15 protein-coding genes are annotated in these 16,227 nt (G+C 67.1%); 6 read left to right on the forward strand and 9 right to left on the reverse strand.

The window, feature by feature from the left end; translation table 11 throughout:
* Positions 1-4: 4 nt before the first annotated feature.
* From nahK to pqqF, 5 genes are all read right to left on the reverse strand, one after another.
* Complete coding sequence (gene nahK / locus GV001_RS14710) at positions 5-2,635, reverse strand: hybrid sensor histidine kinase/response regulator NahK/ErcS' (RefSeq protein ID WP_160081114.1); 2,631 nt, start codon at positions 2,633-2,635, stop codon at positions 5-7.
* Positions 2,568-3,728, reverse strand: a complete 1,161-nt coding sequence (gene nosP, locus GV001_RS14715; RefSeq protein ID WP_160081116.1) for a nitric oxide-sensing protein NosP — start codon at positions 3,726-3,728, stop codon at positions 2,568-2,570. Before nosP ends, nahK begins: the two co-directional genes overlap by 68 nt.
* Before the next feature lie 289 nt (positions 3,729-4,017).
* A complete protein-coding gene (locus GV001_RS14720; RefSeq protein WP_160081118.1) occupies positions 4,018-4,419 on the reverse strand; it encodes a hypothetical protein in 402 nt (133 codons plus the stop codon).
* A gap of 93 nt (positions 4,420-4,512) precedes the next feature.
* Positions 4,513-5,715 carry a porin gene (locus GV001_RS14725; protein WP_160081120.1) on the reverse strand — a complete coding sequence of 401 codons (1,203 nt, stop codon included), beginning with the start codon at positions 5,713-5,715 and terminating at the stop codon, positions 4,513-4,515.
* 367 nt (positions 5,716-6,082) lie between these two features.
* Entirely contained in the window at positions 6,083-8,491 is a 2,409-nt protein-coding gene (pqqF, locus tag GV001_RS14730) for a pyrroloquinoline quinone biosynthesis protein PqqF (protein WP_160081122.1), read from the reverse strand.
* 175 nt (positions 8,492-8,666) lie between these two features.
* On the opposite strand from pqqF, the gene dusA reads away from it, so the two are divergent.
* Both dusA and tal read left to right on the forward strand, forming a co-directional pair.
* On the forward strand, positions 8,667-9,653 hold the full coding sequence (gene dusA, locus GV001_RS14735) for a tRNA dihydrouridine(20/20a) synthase DusA (protein WP_160081124.1): 987 nt from the start codon (positions 8,667-8,669) through the stop codon (positions 9,651-9,653).
* Between the two features lie 87 nt (positions 9,654-9,740).
* The gene (gene tal / locus GV001_RS14740; RefSeq protein ID WP_160081126.1) at positions 9,741-10,664 is read left to right on the forward strand and encodes a transaldolase; all 924 of its coding nucleotides are present in this window, start codon (positions 9,741-9,743) and stop codon (positions 10,662-10,664) included.
* 63 nt (positions 10,665-10,727) lie between these two features.
* On the opposite strand, the gene rssC is transcribed toward tal, so the two are convergent.
* Positions 10,728-11,222 carry an anti-sigma factor antagonist RssC gene (gene rssC / locus GV001_RS14745; protein WP_160081128.1) on the reverse strand — a complete coding sequence of 165 codons (495 nt, stop codon included), beginning with the start codon at positions 11,220-11,222 and terminating at the stop codon, positions 10,728-10,730.
* Positions 11,219-12,403 carry a two-component system response regulator RssB gene (rssB, locus tag GV001_RS14750; protein WP_160081130.1) on the reverse strand — a complete coding sequence of 395 codons (1,185 nt, stop codon included), beginning with the start codon at positions 12,401-12,403 and terminating at the stop codon, positions 11,219-11,221. Before rssB ends, rssC begins: the two co-directional genes overlap by 4 nt.
* A 215-nt stretch (positions 12,404-12,618) precedes the next feature.
* On the opposite strand from rssB, the gene GV001_RS14755 reads away from it, so the two are divergent.
* Positions 12,619-12,918: a PilZ domain-containing protein gene (locus GV001_RS14755; RefSeq protein WP_160081132.1), complete on the forward strand. Its 300-nt coding sequence runs from the start codon at positions 12,619-12,621 to the stop codon at positions 12,916-12,918.
* 59 nt (positions 12,919-12,977) lie between these two features.
* On the opposite strand, the gene GV001_RS14760 is transcribed toward GV001_RS14755, so the two are convergent.
* The gene (locus GV001_RS14760) at positions 12,978-13,679 is read right to left on the reverse strand and encodes a VacJ family lipoprotein (RefSeq protein WP_160081134.1); all 702 of its coding nucleotides are present in this window, start codon (positions 13,677-13,679) and stop codon (positions 12,978-12,980) included.
* 109 nt (positions 13,680-13,788) lie between these two features.
* On the opposite strand from GV001_RS14760, the gene GV001_RS14765 reads away from it, so the two are divergent.
* The 3 genes from GV001_RS14765 to GV001_RS14775 all read left to right on the forward strand — a co-directional run bounded on the left by GV001_RS14765 (position 13,789) and on the right by GV001_RS14775 (position 15,316).
* Positions 13,789-14,205, forward strand: coding sequence for a thioesterase family protein (locus GV001_RS14765; protein ID WP_160081136.1), 417 nt, complete (start codon positions 13,789-13,791; stop codon positions 14,203-14,205).
* 68 nt (positions 14,206-14,273) lie between these two features.
* Positions 14,274-14,924, forward strand: coding sequence for an HAD family phosphatase (locus GV001_RS14770; RefSeq protein WP_160081138.1), 651 nt, complete (start codon positions 14,274-14,276; stop codon positions 14,922-14,924).
* Positions 14,925-15,052: 128 nt separating this feature from the next.
* A complete protein-coding gene (locus tag GV001_RS14775; protein WP_160081140.1) occupies positions 15,053-15,316 on the forward strand; it encodes a DUF4404 family protein in 264 nt (87 codons plus the stop codon).
* Positions 15,317-15,376: 60 nt separating this feature from the next.
* Here GV001_RS14775 and queF read toward each other — a convergent pair whose 3' ends face one another.
* Positions 15,377-16,207, reverse strand: coding sequence for an NADPH-dependent 7-cyano-7-deazaguanine reductase QueF (gene queF, locus GV001_RS14780; protein WP_160081142.1), 831 nt, complete (start codon positions 16,205-16,207; stop codon positions 15,377-15,379).
* Positions 16,208-16,227 lie beyond the last annotated feature (20 nt).

The raw sequence follows: 16,227 nt of genomic DNA on the forward strand, positions 1-16,227 counted from the left end.
GGCCCTAGCGCCGCTGCAACAACAAATGACTCAAGGCCGTCTTCAGCTTCATCGGCTTGACCGGCTTGTGCAGCAGGGTATGCCCCAGTTCGCGCAGGGTCTGCTTGAGTTCGTTGCTGTAGTTGGCGGTGAGCATCAGCGCCGGCAGCGGTTCGCCGCGGCGGGCGTTGATTTCGGTGATGGCCTGCACGCCGTCGCGGCCGTCGTCGAGGTGGTAGTCGGCGATCAGGATGTCGGCGCCGGCATGGTAGTTGTCGACCTGACGCGCCAGGTCGTCTTCCGATAGTGCGGTGACCACCCGGCAGCCCCAGCCTTCGAGCAGGGTGCGCATGCCGGCGCAGATCGCCGCATCGTTATCCAGCACCCAGATACGTGCCCCGCGCAGGCATTCGACCGCCATCGGCAGGGCTTCCGGTTTCTGCTGCAGGACGCTGACCCGGCGGGTCAACGGCACTTCGATGGCGAACAGCGAGCCATGCCCCAGGCGCGAGCTGACCCGCACCCGGTGGCCGAGCATGCGCACGATCTTGTCGACGATCGCCAGGCCCAGGCCCAGGCCGCGGTCCTGGTGGCGCTGGCCCTCGCCGCGTTTGAACTCCTGGAACACTTCCTGCAGTTTGTCCTCGGCAATGCCCACGCCGGTGTCCCACACCTCGATCGACAGGCTCTGCCCGCGCCGCCGGCAGCCCAGCAGGATGCGCCCCTTGGCCGTGTAGCGGATGGCGTTGGTCAGCAGGTTACGCAGGATCCTTGCGAGCAGCTGAATGTCGCTGCGCACGCAGGCCGAGCTGGGCACGAACTGCAGGGTCAAACCTTCGCTGGCGGCCAGCTGGCGGAATTCGGCGGCGAGGTTTTCCAGCAGGTCGCCGACGGCGAAGCTGCTGATGTCCGGCTTGATCACCCCGGCGTCCAGCTTGGAGATATCGACCAGGGTGCCGAGCAGGTTCTCCACATCCTGCAGCGAGTTGCTGACGTTGCGGATCAGGCCGTGGCTGGCCTCGGCGTGGCGCTGTTCGAGCAGCGCGCTGGTGAACAGGCGCGCGGCGTTCAGTGGTTGCAGCAGGTCGTGGCTGACCGCGGCGAGGAACTTGGTCTTCGACAGGTTGGCCTGTTCGGCCTCCTGCTTGGCCTCGCGCAGGCGTGACTCGACCCGGCTGCGCTCGTCGATTTCGCCGACCAGCTGGCGGTTGAGGCTGGTCAGTTCGGCGGTGCGCTCGCGCACGCGCAGTTCGAGGTTCTGGTAGGCCTGGTGCAGCGCCTCGGCGGTGCGCCGGCGCTCGGTGATGTCGCGGATCAGCACGAAGATGCCGACCACCTCGCCGCTGGCCAGGCGATTGGGCACGTAGGAGCGCAGCATGTAGCGCTGCTGGCCGGCGAAGTTGGTCTCGGCCATCTCGAAGGTCACGCTCTCGCCAGACAGCGCGCGCTCCACGTAGGGCGCCAGCTGCCGCCAGTGCTCCGCGCTGTGGATGTCGCGCAGGCTCTGGCCGAGCATGCCGGCGTGCGGCCAGTGGTACCACTCCTCGTAGACCTTGTTGGTGAACTCGTAGACCAGGTCGGCATTCAGGTAGGCGATCAGCGCCGGCACGTGGTCGGTGATCAGGCGGATCCAGCGCTCGCTCTCGCTCAGCGCCTGGGCCTGGCGGAAGCGCTCGGTGATGTCGGTGAAGGTATTGACGAAGCCGCCGGTGGGCAGCGGATGGGTGCGCACTTCCAGCATGCGGCCGTCGAACAGGCGCTGCTCGCATTCGTGCAGCGGCGCGCCGGCGGCGTCGCGGCTGTCCGGGGTGAGCAGCTGCAGCTCGCTCTCGCCCATGATCTCGGCGAACGGCCGGTGCGCCTCGATCGGCGCCAGGCCGCAGAGCTCCAGGAAGCGGTGGTTCCACAGCTCCAGGATGCCCTCGGCGTTGACCATGGCCACGCCCTGGGACAGGTTGTCGACGGCGCGCTGCAGCAGCCGCGACTTCTGCGCCAGGGCCTGTTCGCGGCGCTGGGTCTCGCTCTGCTTGAGCTCGGTGATGTCGGTGTAGAGGATCACCAGCCCGCCCTCGCGGGTCGGCCGTTCGCTGACCTGCACCCAGCGCCCGTTCATCAGGCGGTACAGGGTGTGGCCGTCGCCGCGGCCGCGCTGTTCCTCGACTATCAGCCCGGTGCTGCCCGCCAGGCGCTTGATTTCCGCCAGGCGCATGCCGGCGCCGATGCGCGCCCGCGTGCGCGACCAGAACTCCTTGAAGCGGCTGTTGAACAGGACGATGCGCTGGTCCTTGTCGAACAGCACGAAGGCGTCGGAGATGCTCTCGATGGCATCGATCAGGTGCTGGTGGGCGGTTTCCGCGCGCAGCCGCGCGTCGCTGAGCAGGCGGTTGCTGGAGGTCAGTTCGGTCAGCGCCTGGTTCAGCGCATCGGTGCGCTCGCGCACCTGCTCGGCCAGCACCACCGAGTGCTGGAAGGCGGCATAGCCGTCGGAGCGCAGCGAGTGGCCGGACTCGACCCGCTCGATCAGCGCCGCGTTGATCGTGCGCAGGCGCGCGTTCTGCGCCTCCAGCTCGGCCACCCGGACTTCCAGGTCAGTCCTGGCTAGGGTCGGGGCGTCCGATGGCGACCCCGGTGAAGGTCTGGTTGATGTGCATGCCATTGAACTGTTCCCCGTAGGTGTTGAAACCGATCACCCGCTGCTCGCGCAGGAATTCGGAGACTGCCGGCATCTCGCTGCCGCCGGACAGTTCCAGGCGGCGCAGTACGCAGTCGCAGCCGATGGTCAGCAGTGGCGCGCCGAGGCGTCCGCGCAGGCGCTGGAACTGGCGCTGCAGGTTGGGCAGCAGCGGCCCCGGCGTCATCGCGGTGAGGACGATGCCGTTCTCCACCGCGCAGTAGAAGGTCAGGCTGCCGTCGGCGTTCACCTGCTGGATCGAGCGGATGTAGTACTGCTCCTTGATCCGCACGGCCAGCGGGTGGGCGGCGAAGGTGCGCATGTCCAGCTCGGCCAGCGGCACGCCGATCAGCCGCGCGTATTCCTCGGCGGCCGGCGCGGCGTTGAGTTCCAGCACCCGGCGCGACTCGGAATCGGCGCGGGTGACCACCAGTTTTTCCGCCCGCGGCTCGATGTGGTGGCTGGTGAACACCTCGAAATCCAGCCAGGTGTTGACCAGCACCACCACCGCCGCGCCGCTGTGGAACTGGCCGTCGTAATAAACGTGGGTGCGGGTCAGGTGGTTGTCGTCGCCGGCCGAGCCGCCGAAGTGCGGGATGCTGCCCAGCGCCGCACTGAGCGCGGCCAGTACCACTTCCTCGCGGCTGGACAGGCCGTCGAGCAGGGTCAGGGCGAAGCTGTGGTCGGTGATCGGCGCCAGGGCGTTGCCGCGGCAGTCGCGCACCAGGCGCTCGACCAGTTGCTGGGCGTCGATCAGGTTGAAGCGGTCCATCTCATCGATCAGTGCGCTGGCGATGGAGAAGCTGCGGTGGTCGAAGCCGATGGCACTGACGCAACCCTGGCTGTAGCCCTCGCTGGTGATCTCGCCGGCCGTGGTGCAGCCGACCACGCTGAGGCCGCCGAAATAGGCCTGCAGGGCCGGGCCGAGGGCCTCCAGGTCGTACTCGGCGGAGCAGAAGAACAGCACGAAGCCCAGGTGCGGGTGCAGCAGCTGGCGCGCCAGCTCCTGCGCCACCTGCTCCGCCTCGCGGGCGTGCGACACGGCGGTGACCACCCCTTCGGTTTGCTCATGCCGCATCAGGCCAACCCCATACACATAGTCGCTATGGGGTCATTCTAGGAAGCTGCCCGGCCCAGCCCCATGCTACTTGGGTAGCGAAGGGACTAGTCCGAAAGTAGCGAAGCCGGCCGGCACGGCCCGTAGGTGCGCCGTGCGCACCAGGTAACCACGCGCGGGCCTGCGGTGCGCGCGGCGCACCCCACGCAGCCGAGTCCCTCACATAGGCATCAGCACCGGCCACAAGGCCGTAGGGTGCGCCGTGCGCACCAAGTAACCACACACGGGCCTGCGGTGCGCGCGGCGCACCCTACACGTGCACCACCACTGGCCAGCACAGCAGCACCAGGGCCAGCATGCCGCTGTAGAAGCCGATTTCCAGGGTTTCACTGAGCGGCTGGATGCGCCGGATGGCGCCGTAGAGGTGCACGGCGATCATCAGCACGGCAACCGCCGCGAGCATTTCGAAGACGACGTTCATGGCTTCTCCCGTCAGCGCCGCACGCAGCATCAGCGCTTCCACGATCAGAATGAAGGCGCCGAGGCAGCGCCCGAAGTAGATGGCCAGGTTGGTTTCCCCCGGAATCTTCCAGCCCATCAGCCGCGCCCACAGCAGCGGCACGCAGAAGATCGGCAGGGCGAAAACCAGGGTGGTGGCGATGCACAGCCAGAGCAGGAAGTCCTGGCTGTAGGCGTTCCAGAGTCCGATCATTTTTATTGCTCCTTGCCAGCAATCCGCTTGGCAGCGGGCAGAAAAAAGGCGGGCCTGCTTGCGCATGACCCGCCCTGTTCGCTCGTTACCGGCTTACCAGCTCAGCACCGCACCCACGGCAAAGGTGTCGGTGTCTTCGCCCAGGCCGGAACCTTGCTCGGCGTCGATCTCGTACTGGTTGTACTCGGCAACCAGCTTGAGGTTGTCGTTGATGGTGCGGAAGTAGGCCACGCCGCGGGTCTCATAGTCGGCGGCGGTGCCCAGGCCGTTGCCGTCGTCCTCGGTCTTGCCGTAGGACAGGGCGAAACGGTTCTTGCCGAAGGTGTAGGAGCCCTGCAGCAGGTAGCCGTCGCTGTCGATCTCGCGCAGGGTGGCTTCACCGGCGTTGTTGGTGAAGAACGGGTTGATGCCTTCGGCCTGGAAGCCGGAGCCGGTCAGCGACAGGCCGCCGATCTTGGCCTGCACGCCGTAACCCACGCCCTGGGAGGTGACGCTGTCGACCTCGTCGTTGGTGTTGTCGGAGGTCTGGTAGCCACCGTTGATCCAGGAGTAGATCTGCGCCCCGCCGAGGTCGAACTGGTAGCTGACTTCCGACTCGAAGCGCGGGTTTTCCTGGTAGGCCTTGTCGTCCAGGCCGTTACTGGTGTCCTGGTCGATCTGGTTGGAGTCGATCGGGTCCATGATGCCCACTGCCACACGCAGGCCTTCGGCCAGGTTGTTGTTGCGGTAGGTGATCTGCGAGGTGGGGAACGGGTACGGGTAGCCGGTGCCGATGTTGCCGAAGGACACGCCGCCGCCATCGACCAGGCCGAGGGTGTCGCTGACGTTGCCGAAGCCGGCCAGCAGTTCGTCGAGGAAGATGTTGGAACGGGAGAACAGGCCGAAGTCCTTGCCGATCAGCACTTCACCCCACTCCGGGTTGGCCACGGTGCCGTAGAACTGGCGCACGTCGATGGCGGTGTCGGTGCCGTTCTGCTCGCCGTCGTTGATGGTCACCCAGAAGGACGAGCGGCCGCCCAGCTTGAGGTCGTCAACCTGCTTGCCGAAGTTGAAGCCGATCCAGTTCGGCAGAAAGCCCATCTTCACCCGCGACTGGCGACGGTCGAACACATCGTCCTCGCGGTCTACGTCGCTGTTGACGTAGAAGGCGTTGACGTAGCCGTCGGTGGCGAAGGTGGTGTCATCCTTGTCGTACAGCATGATCTCGGCAGTGGCTTGCTGGGCCACGCCGCAGGCCAGCACGCTGGCGATGGCAAGAGGCAGGAGCTTGAGGTTGGCGATCTTTTTGTTGTGCATGGCGCTCTCCGGGGGAGTGGGACGACTGAGCGGTCAGCCGCGTCGGAGGGATTATTCGGAGCGGCCCCCGCGCGCCATACGCTGCCTTGGGCGCGAATCGCCGCTGCTTTGCACCCGCGCCGCAGGTCGCGCGCAGGCGCAGGGCGAAAGCCCTAGTCCGCTGGCAGCAGAAGGTCGTAGGCCACAGGAGAGGCACCCGCTACTTGCGCAGGAGAAGCGCGCAGGCGCAGGCCGCGCGGCATTGGCGCCAGCCGCATCGGTAGAGGAAATGAGACAGAGAAAGACGGGCCGCGACTCGGCCGTAGGGTGCACCGTGCGCACCGCAGGCCCTTGCGTGGTTGCTTGGTGCGCGCGGCGTACCCTGCGGCTAGGGTTGCTCCGCGTTGCTCAGCACCAGCCAGGGCTGCGTGGCGAGCAGCGCCGCCAGCCGGTCACCCAGCTCGGCCGGGCTCAGTTGCTGCAGGGCAAGATCCAGCCGCGCTTCCAGCTGCCCGGCCAGCCAGGCCTGGCAGCGGACTTCCAGCGCCTCGTCCAGGCTGGCGCCGGGACTCTGCAGCTGCTCCAGGGTCAGCGCGAGCGGCGCCTGCCAGTCGGCCGGCGCAAGCGCCGCCAGGCGTTGCGCCTGCTGGGCGATAAAGTCCTGCAACGCCTGCCAGATGGCCGGCGCCGAGGCGGTCGCCGACTGAACGGCAAACAGCAGCCCGGCCTGGCCTGAAAACTGCCGGTAGCCGCAGAACAAGGCATAGCCCAGCGCCTGCTCGTCGCGCAGGCGTTGCTGGAAGGCCGCCGGCAGGCATTGCCCGAGCACGCGCCAGGCCGCCTGGCCGAGCACATCGGCCGGCTCCGGCACGAACAGCAGCAGCGCGCATTCACTGCCCGGCAATCTCACCTGCTGCCAGCGCGGCGCCCGCTCGACGCCGGGCTGGAGGGCGGGCTCGGCACCCAGGCGCAGTCCGGCCTGGGTACAGACCGCCGCCAGCTGCCCGGCCAGGGCCGGGTCATGGCTGAGCAGCAGGCCCGCCGCCGTATCGGGCAGTGCCCCGCCCTCGCCCGCCGCCGCGCCGTGCAGATGCTCCGGCAAACGCTGCAGCAGCTGGCGCAGGGCGATCCCGCCCAGCGGCTCTGCCCCGCCATCCGCCGCCGTCGGCCAGGGCTGGCGCAGCAGCGCCAGGGCCTCGGCCAGCACAACCGGCAGAACGCCGGCCAGTCCCAGCAGCCGCAGGCCCAGTGCCGTGCCGCACGGTTGCAACACGAGGCGCACCCCGGCCTGCCAGGCCTGGTGCTGCAAGGGCTGCAGGCGTTCCTGCAACTGGCGCAGGCCGCTCGCACCCGGCGCCGCGCCGGGCCACAGCAGGCACAACCCGGCCAGCTCCGGCGCCGACCAGCTGGGTTGCTGGCCGGCGCCCGTCCAGGCGGCGGCCGGCAACGCGGCCAGTGCGGGCAGTTGCGCCGGCCACACGCTTTCGGCAAAGGCCGCAGGCAACGCTGGGCAGGCCGGGGCGCGCTCCTCGGCCAGGGCCAGGGCAAAACCGGTGGTCACGCTCATGGGTAGCGGCCGCGCGTCGAGCAGCAGCGCCAGGCAGCGCTGTGCGCGCCAGGCAGCGCATAGCGCCTGCAGGCTGCTACGGGCGCTGTCGAGATCATCCAGCGGCGCCTCCAGCAACTGCCGCGCCTGCTCCAGTGCGCCGAGCAGCGGCCAGCGCTGGCGGCGGATCGTCCGCCAGCGCGACAGCGCCGCCTCGTCCACCAGCCGCGGGGCGAAGAGCAGCAGCCAGTCACCCAGCAGCTGGCGAATCTGCCCACGGCGCGCCGCACCGCCCGGCAACAAATGGCAGTCGAACAGCAACAGCGCCTGCTCGCCCTGCGCGTGCGCCAGGCGCACCTGCACTGCACTGCACAGCCCGGCGACCTGCAGCTCACCGAGCAGGCTGCCGGGAGCGTTGTGCTCCAGAGCCAGTTGCAGCAGCTCCAGCAACAACGGCACGCCGCGCCCCTGCTGCTCCAGGGCCAGCACCAGCTGATAACGCGGCGCGCTGCCGGGCAGACTCAGGTGCAGCTCGCGGGCACAGTCCAGCTGCAACGGCACGGGCGCGGGTCGGCGCAATGCCTGGCGCCCCGCAGCCAGCCGCTGCAACAACGGCCCCAACGCCGGTAGGCCAAGGTCCGGCGCCTGGCGGCTGACCAGCACCAGGCGGATAAATCCGTCACCGTAAATGGCCTGTTGATAGTCACGCAGGGCCTGCTGGAAGGCCGGCTGTTCCAGCGGCAGGCTGGCACGATGGCCGGCATGGAAGCCGGCCGCAGCATGGCCGGGATTGAGCGCCTGGCCAATGGCGGCCTCCACCAGGGTCTCGGGATCGGCCGAACGCAGCCGGAACTCGGCCTCCAGCACCTCGCGCTCGGCCTGCTGGGCGGCGGGTTCGAGCAGCGGCTGCAGCAACTGGTCGACCAGCCGCGCACAGGCGCCGGACAAGGCCGCTTCGGGTAACTGAAAATGGAACAGGGTATGAGTACCCAGGGTGCTGGCATTGACCTGCCCGGCATGGCGCTGGACGAAGCCCATCAGTCCATCGTCGCCGGCAAAGCCCTGGCTGCCGCGAAACACCAGGTGTTCGAGAAAATGCGCCAGGCCCGGATAGGCCGCCGGCTCGGCATGGCTGCCGCCATCGAGCTCAAGCGCCAGGGCCGCCTGCAGACTATCCGGGGCGTGCAGCCAGAGCAGCTCGAGGCCGGGGCCGAACTCTTGGCGATGCAGCTGTTGCCCGGGCGCCAGCACGCGTAGTCCTCTGCCAGTGTTGCCTAGCCGCTAGCCTCCTACGCGCGCCGGCCGCCGGCAATAGTGCTTTGGGAGCAATTCCCCGCGGCGCGGCCACGGGCTGGTAAACTGCGCGGCCTACTCCGCACGGCCCTATGGGCTCCCGCGGACCGCAGCCGAAAGACCGATAGCCGCCATGATTGCCGATACCCCCCGCCTGTCCCGCCGCTTCTCCGTGGCACCCATGATGGACTGGACCGACCGACACTGCCGCTTCTTCCTGCGCCAGCTGTCCAGCCAGGCCCTGCTGTATACCGAGATGGTCACCACCGGCGCCCTGCTGCACGGCGAGGCCGATCGTTTTTTGCGCTACAACGCCTGCGAGCACCCGCTGGCCCTGCAGCTGGGCGGCAGCAACCCGGCGGAGCTGGCGGCCTGCGCCAAGCTGGCCGAGGCGCATGGCTACGACGAGGTCAACCTGAACGTCGGCTGCCCCAGCGACCGGGTGCAGAACAACATGATCGGCGCCTGCCTGATGGGCCATCCGCAGCTGGTGGCCGACTGCGTCAAGGCCATGCAGGACGCGGTGGCCATCCCGGTCACGGTCAAACACCGCATCGGCATCAATGGCCGCGACAGCTATGCCGAGCTGTGCGACTTTGTCGGCACGGTGCGCGATGCCGGCTGCACCAGCTTCACCGTGCATGCGCGCATCGCCATCCTCGAAGGCCTGTCGCCCAAGGAAAATCGTGAAGTGCCGCCGCTGCGCTACGAAGTCGCGGCGCAGCTCAAGCAGGATTTCCCGGACCTGGAGATCATCCTCAACGGTGGGATCAAGACCCTGGAGGAATGCCAGCAGCACCTGCAGACCTTCGACGGCGTGATGCTCGGCCGCGAGGCGTACCACAACCCCTACCTGCTGGCCCGGGTCGACCAGCTGCTGTTCGGCCAGCAGACTCCGGTGATCAGCCGTGCCGAGGCGCTGGCGCGCATGCGCCCGTACATCGAGCAACACATCGCCGAGGGCGGCGTGATGCACCACATCACCCGCCATGTGCTCGGTCTGGCCCAGGGTTTCCCCGGCGCGCGGCGCTTCCGCCAGCTGCTATCGGTGGATGTGCACAAGGTCAAGGACCCGCTGGCCCTGCTCGATCAGGCCGGCGAACTGCTCGCCGGTCGCTGACGCCTGTTGGAAATGCGCAAGCCAGACCGTTGAGCGGCACTCGCCGCTCGGGTAAGGTCGTGCCACGTGCAACGACAGGGTTTCGTCATGACTTCCAAGCTGGACCAACTCAAGCAGTACACCACCGTGGTCGCCGACACCGGCGACCTCGACGCGATCAGCCGGCTCAAGCCGGTGGACGCCACCACCAACCCCTCCCTGCTGCTCAAGGCCGCCGCGCTGCCGCGCTACGCCCACCTGCTGGATGAAGCCGTCGCCGGCTGCCAGGGCGACCTGGGCCTGGCCTGCGACCGCTTCGGCGTGGCCGTCGGCCAGGAAATCCTCAAGGTGATTCCGGGGCGGATCTCCACCGAGGTGGACGCGCGCCTGTCCTTCGATACCCAGGCCACCCTGCGCCGCGCCGAGCGCCTCATCGGCCTGTACGAGCAGGCCGGCATCGGCCGCGAGCGGGTGCTGATCAAGATCGCCTCCACCTGGGAAGGCATCCGCGCCGCCGAGCAGCTGGAAAAAGCCGGCATCCAGTGCAACCTGACCCTGCTGTTCTCCTTTGCCCAGGCCGTGGCCTGCGCCGATGCCGGCGTGTTCCTCATCTCGCCCTTCGTCGGGCGCATCTACGACTGGCACAAGAAGGCCGAAGGCCGCGACTTCGTCGGAGCCGAAGACCCGGGCGTGCAGTCGGTGACGCGCATCTACCAGTACTACAAGGCCAATGGTTACCAGACCGTGGTGATGGGCGCGAGCTTCCGCAACCTGGGCCAGATCGAGCAATTGGCCGGCTGCGACCGCCTGACCATCAGCCCGGACCTGCTGCAGCAACTGAGCGACGACCAGGGCGAGCTGCCGCGCCTGCTCAGCGCGAGCGCCGGCGAGCCGCGCCAGGTGCTGGACGAGAGCGCCTTCCGCTGGGCCCTCAACGAAGACGCCATGGCCACCGAGAAGCTGGCCGAGGGCATTCGCCTGTTCGCCCGCGACCAGGAGAAGCTCGAGGCGCTGCTCGCCGCGCGCGCCTGATCCCGGGCAAAGAAAAAGGGCGATACCTTTGCGGGTATCGCCCTTTTTTCATTCCAGGCCGGCCTAGCTGCGTTCCAACGCGTTGACCAGGTCGTGGAAGGCTTCGCGGTTGGACTCGTTGAGCCCCATGAGGATGCGGTGGGCCTCCAGCACCTTGGCCTTGACCACTTCTTCTGAATGATCCTGCGACGGCAGGTCATCCAGACACTCCGGGCACGGGATCGGCTGGTCGACGATGTTGAACACCTGATCGAAGCCCATCGACTGCAGCAGCCGGGTGATGTCCGGGTGGGTGGTGACCAGGGTCGGCAGCAGGCCGATCTTCTGCCGTGACAGGATCGAGAGCTTGGCCAGCAGCCCCAGGGTCGTGCTGTCGATGCTGCGGGTTTCCGTCAGATCGATGACGATCGCCGAGAAATTCAGCGCCGTGAAGATTTTTTCGATTGTGGAGTCCAGCGCCGAACACAGGGTCAGGCGGATCTCGCCGACAAACTTCAGAACGAAGGTACCGTCCTGTTCGGCAAACTGGATTCGACCGGGGCTATTCCCAGGATTCATGCAAGGTTCCTGCTCAACACCAGCAAGGCGATATCATCGGGCATCTCGCCCAGATTGGCCAGCCCGAAGACCCGACGCAAGCCATCGAGTGTGCCGCCCGCCGAGCACACCAGTTGTGGCAGCACGGCTTCCTTGTCTTTGAGTGTCTCGCCGGGCAAAAGGTCCAGGATGCCGTCGGACAGCAGGGTCAGGCTGAACGACTCCGGCAGGTCCATTTCCAGGTCGGAATACACCGCTTCCTCGAACAGCCCGACCGGCAGGCCGCGGCCTTCCAGGTAACGCGCCTGGCCGTCGCTGTACAGCACCGGCAACGGCAGGTGCCCGCCGATGCTGTAGGTCAGCTTGCCGCTCTGCTCGTCGATCACCCCGCCAAGCATGGTCACGTGCTTGCCCAGCTTGCAGTTGATCAGGCCGCGGTTGATGTGCCCCAGCACATCGGAGGGCTTGAACTCGGGCAACACCCCACCCCGGCGCGACTCGTACAGCAGGCGCGTGGTCATGAACTTGAGCAGCACGGTGACGAAGGCCGACGAGGCGCCATGCCCGGAGACGTCGGCCAGGTAGAAGACGATGCGGCGCTCGTCGACACGGAAGTAGTCGACGAAATCGCCGGACAGGTACAGCGACGGAATGATGTGGTGGGCAAAATTCAGCCCGTCGGCCTGCCAGGGGGTGACCGGCAGCATGTTCATCTGCACCTGGCGCCCGGCGTTCTGGTCTTCCTCCAGCAGGTGCAGGCTGGCCTGCAGCTCGCGGTTGGCGGTTTCCAGTTTCTCGCGGTAGCGCTGGTTCTCGACGCGCAGGTGCGCGCGATCCAGGGCCCGATGCACGGAGTGCTCGAGCACGGCGAGGTCTTCCAGCGGCTTGATCAGGTAGTCGGCGGCGCCCAGGCGCAGGGCCTCGACCGCATCGCTCATGACCCCGGCACCGGAGACCACGACCACCGGCACGTCGGTGTTGAGCGCGTTGATCCGGCGGATCAGTTCGAGGCCGTCCACCTGAGGCATGCGCAGGTCGCAGATGACCAGATCCGGACGTTGCAGCTCGAACACTTCCAGCCCCTGCAGACCATTGCTTGCCTGCAGGACGCTGAAACCGCTGTCTTCGAGGTAGGCGGCGAGGCTGGCGCGGACCACCTCGTCATCATCAATAATCAGCAGCTTGGCGCTGGGATTGTGCATGCGTTATCCAGGCAAAGGACGCCGGAGGGGAAGTTGACGATTGGCGCGCGGCGATTTCCGCAGCACCTGTGCACGGTCATTTCACGGCGCAGACGGTACTACCATCCGCGGGGTGATTCAAGCTGGCGCCGATTGTCGTTCTGCGACTTTACACCTCAAATCGACGAGGGTTATAAGTGCCGAGAGGAGTACCCCAAAACAAGAGGACAGGGCCCATGAGCCAAAGCGATCGTGCCTACAGTGAAAAACGCGATTTCATCCGCATGCGCCTGGAGGCACCAGTCACGCTGCATCTCGAAGGGCGCAGCATTCCTGCCCTGTGCCTCGACCTGTCGAGCACCGGCATGCAACTGGAAGCCGAGTGCGCGCTGAGTCTGGGCCAGACCGTCAAGGTGCACATCGCCTCCGACCACAACGAGCTCAAGGGCCTGGATGCCGAAGGCGAGGTGATGCGAGTCATCGACCTGGGCGGCGGGCGCCAGTCCATCGGCCTGGCCATCCTGTCGATGAGCTGAGTAACAGTCAGACATGAAAAAGGCGGCCGATGCCGCCTTTTTCATGTCTGCGCAGTGGATCAGAAATCGTCCACCACCTCGCCGTCCTGCACGCGGAACTCGCGGTTCTGCAGGTAGGCGTTGCGGATGAAGATGTACTTGTCGCCACTGACCATCTTTTCCGCCGAGAGTAGGCTGGCGCGCGTGTCGACCACGTTCACCCCGCGAGTGACGTTGCGGGTCGGCACATGGTCGATGTAGGGGTACATGCCCAGGTAGCTGTCCGGGATCTTCGCCGGGGCGTCGCGCAGGCTGCTCGGGCCGAGGAACGGGATCACCAGGTACGGGCCGCTGCCCAGGCCCCAGGCGCCGAGGGTCTGGCCGAAGTCTTCGTCGCTGCGCTGCAGGCCCATCTGGGTCGCCACGTCGAAGAAGCCCAGCACGCCGAAGGTGGTGTTGAAGATCAGCCGGCTGGTGTCCACGCCTGCATCATGCACCTTGCCCTGCAGCAGGTTGTTGGCCAGGTTGCCGACGTCGCCGATATTGCCGAACACGTTGTGCACGCCGTCCTCGAGGAACTGCGGGGTGACCTTCTGGTAGCCCTGCGCCAGCGGCTTCAGGGCGTAGGTGTCGAGGGTGTCGTTGAAGCGGAACACCGGCCGGTTGAAGGCCTCCCACGGGTCGTCCTCGGAAGCCTGCGCCAGTGCCGGCAGCAGAACCAGGGTGGCACAGACACACAGGCGACCCAGGCGGTCGATCCAGCTTGCAGCGGCTACGCGCATTTGCAGTCTCTCCTTGGCATTAGTAGTGTGGCGGCCCGCAGCCAGCCTTCAATGTGGCGCAGTATAAACAGCAGTGCCGGTTTAAGGCAGCAGCAAAGTGGACGAAAACATGGCGCAACAGCAGCTCCTGCATACAGCCCATATCCCGGTTCGCTGGGGCGACATGGACAACTACGGTCACGTCAACAACACCGTCTACCTGGAATACGTCCAGGAGGCGCGCGTCGAGTGGTTCGCCCGCGTCGGCATCGACATCGACCACGCGCCGCAGGGGCCGGTGGTGCTGCAGACCCTGCACACCTACCTAAAACCGGTGGTGCACCCGGCCACGGTGGTGATCGAGCTGTACGCCGGCGCGGTCGGACGCAGCAGCCTGGTGGTCGAGCACCGCCTGAGCACCCTCGAGGACCCGCACAGCTGCTACGGCGAAGGCCATTGCAAGCTGGTCTGGATCGACCATGCCAGCAACGCCTCGGTGCCGGTGCCCGACAGCCTGCGCAGCGTCATGGGCGCCGAACCCGCCTGAAACCCCGCTGTCATCGGATCGTCACCGAACCGACCTAGGCTGCCGGCATATCCTCGGGGACCTTCGCCATGCCCGGTTCGCCTGCTGCGCCCGCCTTCAATGCCCTGCTGCTGGGCCTCTCCGGCTGCCTGGTGGATTTTGGCGCACGCACCCTGCCGGTGGCCCGCGCCCACTGCCTGGATGAGCGCGAGCTGTTGCCGGCGCTGCTGGCCAGCGCCGCGGAACATGCCGAACGCCTGCCCGGGATCGACGAACTGCTCAACCAGCTGCAGCGCCAGCAGCTGCCCTGCGCCTGGCTGGACGAGCTGCCCGCTGCGGTCAGCACGCGCCTGGCCCGTGCCTTGCCGGGCTGGCTACCCGCGGCGCAGGTCGGCGCGGCTCGCCCCTGGCCGGCGCCGGACAGCATCTGGCAGGCCCTCGCCGGCCTGCAGGTCGACAGCCTGCACGGCTGCGTGCTGATCGCCAGCGAGCCGCGCCTGCTGCAGGCCGGGTTGAATGCCGGGCTGTGGTGCATCGGCCTGGCCACCTGCGGCTCGTTGTGCGGCCTGGCCCTCGGCGACTGGCAGGCGCTGCCCGGCCCGGAGCGCGACAAGTTGCGCGTCGCGGCGACCCTGCAGCTCTATCGCCTCGGCGCCCACTCGGTGATCGACCACCCCGGAGAAATCCCCGCCTGTCTGCAGGATTTGGCCATGCGCCGGCAGAAAGGCGAAAAACCCTGAAAGACAAATCCCCCGGCCATTTGACCCGGATCAGGCAAGAGCGCCGCGTCTGGATTAACCTTCAGGCAAAGGGACGAACCTTTGCCAGTTGGCCAGGGTCCACTTTGTAGTCTTGACGGAGAAAAACCATGCCCGAACGCCTGCAGCAACATCTTCAGCAACTGCGCGAAGAGCTGGCCACCGATATCCCGCTGGACGCCGACGACCGCGCCGCCCTGCTCGAACTGATGCAGGAGATCGACCTGAAACTGGCCAAGGAGCTGGCCAGTGCCCCGGACGCCAGCCTGGTCGACGGGGTCAACCTGGCCGTGGAGCGCTTCGAAACCCAGCACCCGACCCTGGCCGGCACCCTGCGCAATATCCTGCAGAGCCTGGCCAATATGGGGATCTGAGTCCTTTCCCGGATTGCATCCGAGCAACCACAAAAAAGCCCGCATCTGCGGGCTTTTGCCTTACTGGCGCACCAGCCGCCGGTTGTCCGGGCTGATCGGCACCGTGCTGCGGTAAGGGTTGATATCCAGCCCGCCGCGGCGCACGTAACGCGCATACACGGTCAGGCGCTGCGGCTGCAGCAGGCGCTGCAGGTCGAGGAACACCCGCTCCACGCACTGTTCATGGAAGTCCTGGTGCTGGCGGAAGCTCACCACGTAGGCCAGCAGGCTGGCGGCATCCAGGCGCGGGCCCTGGTAGTCGACCACCAGGGTACCCCAGTCCGGCTGGCCGGTGACCGGGCAGTTGGACTTGAGCAGGTGGCTGTAGAGGGTTTCCTCGACTATCTCCCCGGCGGCGCAGCGCAGCAGCTCGGGGCGCGGATGGGCATAGTCGCTGACCGCGATCTCCAGCTCGTCGATGCAGCGCCCCGGCAGCACGGCCACGCCCTCGGCGGCCACCGCTTCCAGGCTGCGCACCCGCACCGTCACCGGCGCGCCGGCGCAGGCGGACAGGTCGCGAGCCAGCACCTGCTCGACTTCGGCCTGGCTGGCATAGACGCTCTGGTTCAACGAGTTGAGGTACAGCTTGAACGACTTGGACTCGATGATATTCGGCGAGTCGGCCGGGATGGCGAACTCGCCGATGGCCACCACCGGCTTGCCGGAAGGCAGCAGCCAGGACAGCTCGTAGCAGTTCCAGTAGTCCACGCCCTGGTAGGGCAAGGTGCTGGCCGTCAGCCCCAGCTCGGCCCACTTGGTGGCGCGCGGGATGGGGAACAGCAGCTCGGGAGCGTAGCTGGAAAGGTATTCGCTGGATTTGCCCAGCGGCGAGTGTTCGGCGGGATGCTGCATGGCGGTGGCCTGGAAAGCGG

The organism is Pseudomonas sp. 8AS (assembly GCF_902506505.1).
Classification (GTDB): domain Bacteria; phylum Pseudomonadota; class Gammaproteobacteria; order Pseudomonadales; family Pseudomonadaceae; genus Aquipseudomonas.

What these genes read in the sequence shown, in the direction of transcription:
- nahK (WP_160081114.1), bottom strand. Translation starts at nt 2,635, where the DNA reads ATGGCATGCACATCAACCAGACCTTCACCGGGGTCGCCATCGGACGCC.
- nosP (WP_160081116.1), bottom strand. Translation starts at nt 3,728, where the DNA reads ATGCGGCATGAGCAAACCGAAGGGGTGGTCACCGCCGTGTCGCACGCC.
- GV001_RS14720 (WP_160081118.1), bottom strand. Translation starts at nt 4,419, where the DNA reads ATGATCGGACTCTGGAACGCCTACAGCCAGGACTTCCTGCTCTGGCTG.
- GV001_RS14725 (WP_160081120.1), bottom strand. Translation starts at nt 5,715, where the DNA reads ATGCACAACAAAAAGATCGCCAACCTCAAGCTCCTGCCTCTTGCCATC.
- dusA (WP_160081124.1), top strand. Translation starts at nt 8,667, where the DNA reads ATGATTGCCGATACCCCCCGCCTGTCCCGCCGCTTCTCCGTGGCACCC.
- tal (WP_160081126.1), top strand. Translation starts at nt 9,741, where the DNA reads ATGACTTCCAAGCTGGACCAACTCAAGCAGTACACCACCGTGGTCGCC.
- rssC (WP_160081128.1), bottom strand. Translation starts at nt 11,222, where the DNA reads ATGAATCCTGGGAATAGCCCCGGTCGAATCCAGTTTGCCGAACAGGAC.
- rssB (WP_160081130.1), bottom strand. Translation starts at nt 12,403, where the DNA reads ATGCACAATCCCAGCGCCAAGCTGCTGATTATTGATGATGACGAGGTG.
- GV001_RS14755 (WP_160081132.1), top strand. Translation starts at nt 12,619, where the DNA reads ATGAGCCAAAGCGATCGTGCCTACAGTGAAAAACGCGATTTCATCCGC.
- GV001_RS14760 (WP_160081134.1), bottom strand. Translation starts at nt 13,679, where the DNA reads ATGCGCGTAGCCGCTGCAAGCTGGATCGACCGCCTGGGTCGCCTGTGT.
- GV001_RS14765 (WP_160081136.1), top strand. Translation starts at nt 13,789, where the DNA reads ATGGCGCAACAGCAGCTCCTGCATACAGCCCATATCCCGGTTCGCTGG.
- GV001_RS14770 (WP_160081138.1), top strand. Translation starts at nt 14,274, where the DNA reads ATGCCCGGTTCGCCTGCTGCGCCCGCCTTCAATGCCCTGCTGCTGGGC.
- GV001_RS14775 (WP_160081140.1), top strand. Translation starts at nt 15,053, where the DNA reads ATGCCCGAACGCCTGCAGCAACATCTTCAGCAACTGCGCGAAGAGCTG.
- queF (WP_160081142.1), bottom strand. Translation starts at nt 16,207, where the DNA reads ATGCAGCATCCCGCCGAACACTCGCCGCTGGGCAAATCCAGCGAATAC.